The 11,118-nt window shown below is 57.8% G+C and carries 5 protein-coding genes; 2 read left to right on the top strand and 3 right to left on the bottom strand.

Translation table 11 applies throughout. The features are described from left to right. Positions 1 to 4,875 (top strand): beta strand repeat-containing protein (locus tag HDF14_RS06210; protein ID WP_183974586.1); only part of this gene is annotated, 4,875 nt, incomplete at its 5' end. Between the two features lie 29 nt (positions 4,876 to 4,904). After that, a complete protein-coding gene (locus HDF14_RS06205; RefSeq protein ID WP_183974584.1) occupies positions 4,905 to 5,525 on the top strand; it encodes an outer membrane beta-barrel protein in 621 nt (206 codons plus the stop codon). A gap of 26 nt (positions 5,526 to 5,551) precedes the next feature. Here HDF14_RS06205 and HDF14_RS06200 read toward each other — a convergent pair whose 3' ends face one another. From HDF14_RS06200 to kdpB, 3 genes are all read right to left on the bottom strand, one after another. Then, entirely contained in the window at positions 5,552 to 8,104 is a 2,553-nt protein-coding gene (locus HDF14_RS06200) for a glycoside hydrolase family 31 protein (protein WP_183974583.1), read from the bottom strand. Positions 8,105 to 8,475: 371 nt separating this feature from the next. After that, entirely contained in the window at positions 8,476 to 9,048 is a 573-nt protein-coding gene (gene kdpC, locus HDF14_RS06195; protein WP_183974580.1) for a potassium-transporting ATPase subunit KdpC, read from the bottom strand. 9 nt (positions 9,049 to 9,057) lie between these two features. Then, the gene (gene kdpB, locus HDF14_RS06190) at positions 9,058 to 11,097 is read right to left on the bottom strand and encodes a potassium-transporting ATPase subunit KdpB (protein ID WP_183974578.1); all 2,040 of its coding nucleotides are present in this window, start codon (positions 11,095 to 11,097) and stop codon (positions 9,058 to 9,060) included. Positions 11,098 to 11,118: the final 21 nt, after the last annotated feature.

The following is an 11,118-nucleotide window of genomic DNA, read 5'->3' as shown; positions in this document are numbered from 1 at the left end:
ATCGCCACCTTCACCCCCACCGACACCGCAGACTACGCCGGTCAGGCCGCCACCGCACAGATCACCATCACCCCGGCCGTGTTGACCGTCACCGCTGATAACTTCAGCCGACCCTATGGAGGTGCCAATCCCACCTTCACAGGAACCATTACCGGAGCGGTCAACGGAGACACATTTACTGAGAACTTCTCCACGACCGCCACAACGACCTCTCCCGCAGGCGCATACCCCATCGTTCCCACTGCAGTCGGTACCGCTCTCTCGAACTACACCATTGCCGCAACCAATGGCACCCTCACCATCGGCAAAGTAACCCTCACAGTCACCGCTGCCAACGCCACCAGAGCCTACGGAGCCCCGAACCCGACCTTCTCCGCAGCCGCAACTGGCGCACAGAACGGCGACTCCTTCACCTTCTCTGAGACCACAACCGCTACCGCCACCTCACCCACGGGCAGCTACTCAATCGTTCCCATTGCCACCGGCGCCAACATCAACGACTACAACGTCGTCTATGTCAACGGAACATTGACCATCACCTCGGCCACCCTCACGGTCACCGCCGCCGATGCCAGCCGTCCGTTCGGCGCCGTCAACCCGGTCTTCTCCGCATCTGCAGCCGGCGCACAGAACGGCGACTCCTTCACCTTCGCTGAGACCACAACCGCAACAACGTCATCGCCGATCGGAACCTATCCGATCACCGCCGCCGCATCTGGCGCGAATCTATCGAACTACACCGTCACGTACGTCAACGGCACACTCACCGTCGGCAAAGCCACTCTCACTGTCACCGCAGCTGACGCCAGCCGGGCCTACGGTGTAGCTAACCCGGCCTTCTCTGCCTCCGCTACGGGCGCGCAGAACGGCGACTCCTTCACCTTTACCGAAAGCACCCCAGCGACCATAGCGTCCGCCCCCGGCACCTACGCCATAACCCCGGTAGCCACAGGCGCCAACATCGGCAACTACACCGTCGTATACGTCAACGGCACCCTTACCATCGGCAAAGCAACCCTGACCGTCACCGCAGCAGACGCCAGCCGTAACTACGGTGTAGCCAATCCGGCCTTCTCTGCATCCGCCACGGGCGCGCAGAACGGCGACACCTTCACCTTTACCGAAAGCACCCCAGCAACCATAGCGTCCGCCCCCGGTGCCTACGCCATAACCCCTGTAGCCACAGGCATCAACATCAACGACTACAACGTGACCTACGTCAACGGCACTCTCACCATCGGCAAGGCAACCCTGACCGTTACCGCAGCCGACGCCAGCCGAGCCTACGGTGTAGCCAACCCGGCCTTCTCCGCATCCGCAACCGGCGCGCAGAACGGAGACACCTTCACCTTCGCTGAGAGCACCTCTGCTACGACGACTTCAGCACCTGGCACTTACTCGATCGTTCCCGTCGCCTCGGGCGCCAACATCAACGATTACACCGTCGTATACGTCAACGGCACCCTTACCATCGGCAAAGCGACCCTGACCGTCACCGCAGCCGACGCCAGCCGAGCCTACGGTGTAGCCAACCCGGCCTTCTCCGCATCCGCAGCCGGCGCGCAGAACGGCGATACCTTTACCTTCACCGAAAGCACCCCAGCAACCATATCGTCTGCCCCTGGCACCTACGCCATCACTCCGGTAGCCACAGGCGCCAACATCAACGACTACAACGTGACTTACGTGAACGGCACTCTCACCATCGGCAAAGCGACCCTGACCGTCACCGCAGCCGACGCTAGCCGTGCCTACGGTGCAGCGAACCCAACCTTCTCCGCATCTGCTACCGGCGCTGCTAATGGCGACACCTTCACATTCTCCGAGACCACCTCTGCTACGACGAGTTCACCAATCGGAAACTATCCCATTGTTCCCACCGCTTCCGGAGCAAATCTTTCGAACTACACCGTCGTCTATGTCAATGGAACTCTCTCGATCGGCCAGGCCTCACTGACGGTCACAGCCGCCAACGCAAGCCGTAGTTACGGAACTCCTAATCCGACCTTCACAGCATCAGCCACGGGAGCACAGAACGGCGACACCTTCACCTTCTCCGAAAGCACTACTGCCACGCAGACTTCTCCGATCGGCACATACTCAATCGTTCCGACTGCCACCGGCGCTAATATCGGCAATTACACAGTCGTCTACGTCAACGGAACTCTCACCATCGGCAAGGCAAACCTCACCGTCACTGCAGCTGACGCAAACCGTACTTACGGTGTAGCCAACCCAACCTTCTCTGCTTCCGCCGCTGGAGCACAGAACGGCGATACCTTTACCTTCACTGAAAGCACCCCTGCAACCATAGCGTCTGCTCCTGGCACCTACGCCATCACCCCGGTAGCCACAGGCACCAACATCAACGACTACAACGTGACCTACGTCAACGGCACTCTCACCATCGGCAAAGCTAACCTGAACGTCACCGCAGCAGATGCCAGCCGCGCCTACGGTGCGGCGAACCCAACCTTCACCGCATCAGCCATCGGCGCCGTCAATGGCGATAGCTTCACCTTCTCCGAGAGCACCTCTGCCACCGCGGCATCTCCAGTCGGAGCTTATGCAATCGTTCCCACTGCGACGGGCACCAACCTCAACGACTACAACGTCGTCTACAACAACGGAACTCTCACCGTCACTCAGGCCACTCTCACGGTCACTGCCGCGAACGCCAGCAGAACATACGGCGCAGCGAACCCAGCCTTCTCTGCTAGTGCGTCTGGCGCAGTGAACGGCGATACCTTCACCTTCACCGAGAGCACTTCGGCCATCGCGACCTCTCCTGTTGGGACCTACGCGATCGTTCCGCTGGCATCTGGCACCAACATCAGCGACTACAGCGTCGTCTATGACAACGGAACTCTCACCATTACCCAGGCCACCCTCACCGTCACTGCAGCCGATGCGAACCGCACTTACGGTGCTCCAAACCCCACCTTCAACGCGTCCGCAGTCGGCGCGCAGAATGGTGACACCTTCACCTTCAACGAAACAACCACTGCAACCCAAGCGTCTCCCGTTGGCACCTATCCGATCGTCCCCACAGCCACCGGCACCAACATCACCGATTACAACGTCGTCTATGTCAATGGAACTCTGACCGTAGGCAAGGCGACACTGACCGTCACCGCTACTGACGCCAACCGCACCTACGGATCTCCTAACCCCACCTTCACCGCTTCGGCTACAGGGGTCGAGAACAGCGACACCTTCACCTACACCGAAACGACCACAGCCACTACCGCATCGCCCATCGGCACGTATCCAATCGTTCCCGTAGCCGCCGGAGCAAACCTCAGCAACTACAACGTCATCTACAACAACGGCACTCTCACCATCGGCCAGGCAATGCTGACCGTCACGGCCGGAAGCGCCAGCCGCATCTATGGCTCTCCGAACCCGACTTTCTCCGCAACACCGGTCGGCGCAGTCAACGGCGACACCTTCGTCTTCACTGAGAGCACGACCGCAACGTCGTCCTCACCAGTTGGCAACTACGCCATCGTGCCAGTCGCCACTGGTACCAACCTCGCTGATTACAACGTGACCTACGTCAACGGAGTTCTCACCGTCACCCAGGCTACCCTGAACGTCACAGCCGCCAACGCGAGCCGCGAATATGGGACCCCCAATCCGACATTCACAGCCACCACAGTGGGAGCAGTCGACGGTGACATCTTCACCGTCACCGAAAGCACGCCCGCAACGATCTCCTCGCAAATCGGCACCTATCCCATCATTCCCATAGCGACCGGTACAAATCTCAGCGACTACAACGTCATCTATTCCAACGGGACCCTCACTATCGACCAAGCCGCGCTCTTCATCACGGCGAACAACTTCACGAGGCTCTACGGCCAACCGAACCCTGTCTTCACGGGTACCGTCACCGGCATGCTTGACGGAGATACCTTCACCGAAATCTTCTCCAACTCCGCAAGCACGCTCTCTCAGCCAGGACAGTATCCAATCATTCCTGCTGCAACCGGAACCAACGTCACCGACTACCTGCAGACCGTGAATAACGGAATGCTCACCATCAACAAAGCACCCACAGTCACAACGCTGACCCTCAGCACAACCGACATCCACTTCGCCCTGCCGGTAACTTTCACCGCCACCGTAGCCTCAACGACCTCCGGAGCACCGACTGGAACCGTCACCTTCTTTGATAACGGCACGGCGCTCAATACAGCAACCCTCAACAGCAGTGACGTCGCCACATTCACCACCACGGGTCTCACCGTAGGCGTCCATACCATCACAGCCGTCTACAGCGGCGACGTCGACTTCACCACCAGCACCGCATCTGCCGCATCCGGCGCGAACACCATCACCATCGTGCCGCTCGACTTCACCATCGTCCTCACCAGCGCCCAGACCGTCGAAGGCATTTACGGCACCACCCGTCAGTACACCTTCCACGTCACCCCCCTCGGCGGCTACTACCCCGGAACCATCAATCTCTCCGCCAGCCCGAGCGGCCCCATCCTCGCTACCTACACTTTCTCTCCGTCGTCCATCGATCAATACGCTGGCCCAATGGACATAACCCTCACCGTCGCTACTCGCAAGCTCGCTTCCGTCGAATCACAGCAGGATCGCTCACGCCGGCTCTCGCACATCGCACTCGGCCTCTTCCTCCTGCCTCTCCTCGGCCTGCGCTACTCGCGTCGCTCCAGCCGCAAACTCACTCGCCTCATCATCCACTCGCTCCTCATCCTCTCCTCGCTCGGAGCCATCGGAACCCTCACCGGTTGCGGAGCAGGTTACTTCGACCGCACTTACCCAATAGTTGTAACCGCCAATAGCAATGGAATACAGCACACTGTAAACGTGGAATACCACATCGATCAGTCCCCACAGTAAAAACCATAAGCTTCAAGAGAGAACACCGCATGAGCAACAAAGCCTCCTCAAAGAAATTCGCAAAGCTGACAGCAGATCTCCTCCCCGGACTCAAGATCTCTGCCCTGCTCTGCCTGATCAGCTTCGCCGGTGTCCGCCTGCACGCCCAGGCGCTCCCCACCGCCACCAGCGCCGGAGTCCTGCAGGCAGGTGGCGAATTCAACTACGCCGATTCTGACTACGTTCCGCAAAAGATCAAGGGTGGAGGCGCCTACATCAACTTCGACTTCAAATATCACTGGGGAATCGAAGCCGCGTTCCACCAGATCAACGACCCCGATCCCACCACAAACATCTACGAACGCACGTTTGAAGTCGGCCCGCGCTACGTCCTGCACTTTCACAGAATCGAACCCTTCGCGAAGGGCATGTACGGCCGCGGCATCTTCAACTATCCGGAGGTCCCCAGCCTCACCCCCGGTGGCCCTCCGCAAGGCAACGCCGCAAACCTCGCCTACAACATGGCAGCGGTCGGCGTAGGAGTCGACTATCGGCTTCTATACTCGGTCAACATACGAGTGGAATATGAGTATCAAAAATGGTTCGGCTTTCCTCCCAACGACCTCACCCCGCAGGTACTGGGAATCGGCGCCGCCTACCGATTCCACTAGAACTCACGAAACATCAGCAAACGAAATTACTTCGCAGTGATCTCCAGTTCCCCGCCCTCTGCCTTTTCCGGCAGCGTGATCGTAAGCGAGTGAGCCGACTCATCAAAATGGAGCTTCGAAATCGCCTCACCACCATAAGTAACCTTCCCCGGCGCGGACTTCCAATCGAAGACCGTCACCTCGATCTCATTCCACCACGGCTGAAAGCTTCCCGCCCGCGCTCCGACACGGAGACGCAGCCCACTGTTCCCCGAATCGCAGCTATACTTCACGCGTAAAAAATTCTTCTCTTTGTACGCGAAGCTGATTCCATCATCCTGATACAGCGAACCCTCGCACCCGTCCCCCGGATAAACCTTCAGCGTAAGCGGACCATCCGGTTTCTCCTGCGTGCTCTGCACCAGCGGCGCAAATGGCAATATCGAACCCGCCCGCACAAATACCGGCAGCGCATTCACCTCCGGCGTAATCTTGATCGACTGAAGTGCACCCACTCCAAGCGCCGCGCCCGTGCTCACCGCAACCGCTTCACGCGGCGCACTCGCGATCTTCGCCCCAGTCCAGTAGTCGTACCAGCCAACCGGCGGAAACGTGACGGCGTAACTATCCGGAGCCTCCGGATAAGGTGCAGGTGCAATCAACAAATTCGCCCCCAGCATGAACTGATTCCCCGCATCGAGATCGAGCGGATGCTTATCCGCAGTCGCATCCGGAAACTCCAAAAACAGCGGCCGCATCATCGGCACGCCGGTACGTGAGTTTTCCTCCGCCAGCGTATACAGATATGGCATCAACCGATATCGATCCTCAATATATCGACGCCGAACCGCCTCCACCTCCGGACCGCCAACCCACGGTTCTTGATCCGCAGTGAACTTCTCCGTATGGTCGCGATAGATCGGGTTAAACTCCCCAACCTCAATCCACTTCGTCAGCAGATCCGGCGTTGACGAACCCGCATAACCGCCAATATCGTCACCCGCCATCGAAAACCCACTCAGTCCAAGGTTCAGAAGCATTGGCGTACTCATGCGAAGGTGATTCCACGTACTCGAATTATCGCCAGTCCAGGTCGCAGCATAGCGCTGACCACCCGCATAGGTCGCACGCGTCAACACAAACGGCCTCTGCTGCGGCTTCAACTGCAACAGACCCTCATACGTCGCCCGCGAGTTCTCCATCCCGTAAACGTTATGAATCTCCGCATGCCTCGCGGACCGCGGCAAGAATCCAGGCTCATCGATCCGATGCACCACATCGAGCGGCATCGTCTTCGAAGCCACTTCAAACACAGACGGCTCGTTCATGTCATTCCAAAACCCGGCAACTCCCTCGTCATAGAACTGCTTGTAAAGAGCTCCCCACCACTCGCGCGACTGCTTCCTTGTAAAGTCAGGAAAGACCGAAGGCCCCGGCCACACCTTCCCCACAAAGACGGACCCATCCGGATTTTTTACGAAGTGATCTCCCGCAGTGCCTGTATCGTAAGGCGCGTACCCCTGATTTGCTCGATCCGCAATATGAAGATCTGTAATCAACACCAAATTGAAATGCTTGTCCTTCAACTCCTGAACGAATTCAGGAAACTTCGGAAACGTCTCCTGGTTTACCGTGAACGGGGCATTTCCCACCTGAAAGTCGATATCGAGATAGAGCGCATCGCACGGAATCCTGTCTGCACGCATGCGATCTGCCACTTCACGCGCTCGCGCCTCAGTCATATACGAGTACCGCGATTGCTGAAAGCCAAGCGACCACCGCGGAGGCAGAGGCGTCAAACCAGTCAACCACGCATACCCCTCCACCACCTGCTTCGGCTTCGGGCCATAGATAAAGTAGTAGTCAACCGGTCCGCCGTCGGCACCGAACGAATACGCATTCGCATCTTCTTTTCCGAAGTCAAAACTCGTCCGCCACGTATTGTCCAGAAACAGCCCATACGATCTGCCTGCGTTGTCCGCAAGAAAAAACGGAATCGCTTTATAGAGAGGATCGCTGCTCTCCTGAAAACGATACTGATCCGTGTTCCACATCTGATACGTGCCGCCTCTGCGATCGAGCGGTCCAATCTTGTCCCCCAACCCGAAGTAATGCTCCTGCTCCGGCATTCGCTTATAAACCCTGAACCGATCACCATGAAACTCAACCGGCTCCGCATCCTGCAACAAGATCCCACCGTTTCGATCGCTGATCGTCAGGCGAGAGGTCGCTCGGTCCGCCGACACATCGAGCACCTTCGTCAGAAAGCCAACTTTTTCTTCCTTCGCTGAGTAGGTCGTCGCGGCCGAGCTCGTACGAGCGCCCCCAAGCACAGCCCACGAAGCATCCTCCGGCATCTTCTCCGCCTTCGAAACTCGAACGCGCAGAACGTCCTCACGCAGAGCTGTAATCTCAATTCGCGCCTTGCCGTCTCTCACATCCACACCATTCGGCAGCGCCGTGGCACTCGTGACATGATCCAGAGAGATCAAATCCGAAGTTTGAATCTTAGCGCCTTGCGCCAGGACGCACGGCATATTCAGCACGCAGCAAGAGAGACCCAAAGTCACGGCCAGATGTCCGAATCGAGATTTGTGCATATTTTTCTTTCAGCCTTTAAATGCGAGAGTCTGACTCGAAGAATGCTCGAGGCCCAAGGCAACATTATGCACTCCCGCCGACCGCCACTTCGAAGGAACCGTCCACCTCGCGCCACATCAAGCAACACTGTGCAGGATCATCTCCACGGAGAAAGCCTCACTCAGTTCTCCCGTCCTTCGCAAGCAAGAAAAAGCCTCGGCCGTCGCCGGGGCTTTTTTAATTGAAATCCGATAACTCTTTTCAAAGAGCGGTTTGCCTATAACATGTCTGGAATGACGATTTTGTAATCCGCGAAAATTCTATATACCCGATAACCAAATAACTTCGTCACACCAACCCCTGGGGTACCCTCGGTCGAAGTGAGCTGACGCTACTTCGGAGGCGCCATCTCGTCGAGATCCATATTGAGCAGCAACACATTCACCCGCGGCTCCCCGAGGAACCCGAGCTGCCGTCCTTCGGTATGCTGCAACACCAGCCGCTGCACCGCATCCTCGCTCAAATGCCGCTCCCGCGCCACGCGAGCTACCTGAAACTCGGCACCAGCCGGCGTGATATGAGGATCGAGACCCGAGCCCGAAGACGTCACCAGGTCTATCGGCACCGCGACACCAGGATGATCGATCTGCAACGTCGCCACGTCCCCGGCCACCCGGTCAACCAGTTTCTTGTTCGTCGGTCCAAGGTTCGAGCCGCCCGAGTTCGCAGCATCGTAGCCATTGCCGGCCAACGAGGGACGCGAATGAAAGTACTGCGGAGCCATAAACGACTGACCGATAATCCGAGACCCAACCAGTTCTCCGTTCTTATAGATGAGCTGCCCGTTAGCCTTGTCATGGAACAGCACCTGCGCCAGCCCGGTTACGACAAACGGATAGACCAGACCGAACAGAACAGTAGTCACAACGGTATAAAGCACAGCGGTAATGAGATTGCGACGCATAAAAATTCCTTACGCCAGGTGAATGGCAGTGATGATGAGGTCGATAATCTTGATCCCGAGAAAAGGAGCTACAAGGCCACCGACACCATAGATAAACAGATTGCGCTGCAACAACGCCTCCGCCGACATAGCCTTATAACCAACGCCCCGCAGGGCCAGCGGAATCAAGCCGACAATAATCAGAGCATTGAAGATCACCGCAGAGAGAATTGCGGACTCCGGTGTCTTCAGGTGCATGATGTTCAGCGCATTCAACACCGGGAACGTCGCCGCAAACATCGCGGGAATAATCGCAAAGTATTTCGCAACGTCGTTCGCAATCGAGAACGTAGTCAGCGCGCCACGAGTCATCAGCAACTGCTTGCCGATCTCCACAATCTCGATCAGCTTCGTCGGGTTCGAGTCGAGATCGACCATATTTCCCGCCTCCTTCGCCGCCTGCGTTCCGGTGTTCATCGCAACACCCACATCGGCCTGAGCAAGCGCGGGAGCATCGTTCGTTCCGTCGCCAGTCATCGCGACCAACTTGCCTTCCGCCTGCTCGCGGCGAATCAGGTCCATCTTGTCCTTCGGCTTCGCCTCAGCCAGAAAGTCGTCAACTCCCGCCTCACGCGCAATAGCCGCCGCAGTCAGAGGATTGTCGCCCGTAATCATGATCGTCCGAATCCCCATCGACCGAAGCTGCGCAAACCGCTCCTTCATCCCGCCCTTCACAATGTCCTTCAGGTGGATCACACCCAGCGCCTGCCGATTCTCAGCCACCACCAGTGGCGTCCCCCCGCTGCGAGCAACCGTCTCAACCGCCGCCCGAACCTCATCCGGTAAACTTCCTCCGTTCTCTTTCAAAAACGCAGCGATAGCATCCGTCGAACCCTTCCGGATAATTCGCCCATCGAGGTTCACGCCCGACATTCTCGTCACCGCGCTGAACGGCACAAACTCCGCCTGCAACTCGCTCAACTCTCGCCCGCGAAGACCATACAACTCCTTCGCCAAGACCACAATGCTTCGGCCTTCCGGTGTCTCATCCGGAAGCGAGGACAACTGCGCCGCATCTGCAAGCTGATCCTTGCTTACACCAGGCGCAGGAATAAATTCCGCAGCCTGACGATTGCCCAGCGTAATCGTTCCCGTCTTGTCCAGTAACAGTGTGTTTACATCACCAGCTGCTTCCACAGCTCGCCCAGACATCGCCAGCACATTGTGCTGAACCAGGCGATCCATCCCAGCAATCCCAATCGCCGAGAGCAAGCCGCCGATGGTCGTCGGAATGAGACACACCAGCAACGAGATCAGCACAAACACCGTCTGCGGCGCAGTGGAATAGATCGCAATAGGCTGAAGCGTCACGACCGCAAGCAGGAAGATGATCGTCAACCCGGCAAGCAGGATATTCAGAGCGATCTCGTTCGGCGTCTTCTGTCGCTCGGCACCCTCAACCAGCGCAATCATGCGATCAAGGAACGTCTCGCCAGGGTTCGACGTGATCCTCACCTTGATCTGGTCCGACAACACCCGTGTTCCACCAGTCACCGCCGACCGGTCTCCACCAGCCTCTCGAATTACCGGCGCAGACTCACCCGTAATCGCCGACTCATCCACCGAAGCAACGCCCTCGATCACTTCGCCATCGCCGGGAATCATATTACCGGCAACAACGAGAACCTGATCCCCGGCTCGTAGATGCGAACTGGGAACCTCCTCCGTGGTCCCATCAGTGCGAAGTCGCACTGCGGTCGTCTCCGACTTTGCACGCCGCAACGCATCGGCCTGGGCCTTTCCGCGGCCCTCCGCCATCGCCTCGGCAAAGTTTGCGAACAGTACCGTAAACCAGAGCCACAGCGTAATCTGCAAATCGAATTGAAACGAGCCACGATGCGACAAGGTGTCGCGAAGCAGATAGATCGTAGTAATCACGCTGCCGATCTCAACTACGAACATGACCGGGTTCTTCATCATCGTGCGCGGGCTCAGCTTGACTAGAGCGTCAATCAACGCGCGACGTACAATTTTGGTGTCCCATAGGGAGCGTTTGCGGGTATTTGCCATTGTTTGTCTGCTTTTCTTTCT

The organism is Tunturiibacter gelidiferens, assembly GCF_014201335.1.
GTDB lineage: Bacteria > Acidobacteriota > Terriglobia > Terriglobales > Acidobacteriaceae > Edaphobacter > Edaphobacter lichenicola_E.
This window is presented reverse-complemented; position numbering and strand designations above follow the sequence as displayed.

Coding starts and splice junctions, on each gene's coding strand:
- HDF14_RS06205 (WP_183974584.1), top strand. CDS start 4,905: ATGAGCAACAAAGCCTCCTCAAAGAAATTCGCAAAGCTGACAGCAGAT.
- HDF14_RS06200 (WP_183974583.1), bottom strand. CDS start 8,104: ATGCACAAATCTCGATTCGGACATCTGGCCGTGACTTTGGGTCTCTCT.
- kdpC (WP_183974580.1), bottom strand. CDS start 9,048: ATGCGTCGCAATCTCATTACCGCTGTGCTTTATACCGTTGTGACTACT.
- kdpB (WP_183974578.1), bottom strand. CDS start 11,097: ATGGCAAATACCCGCAAACGCTCCCTATGGGACACCAAAATTGTACGT.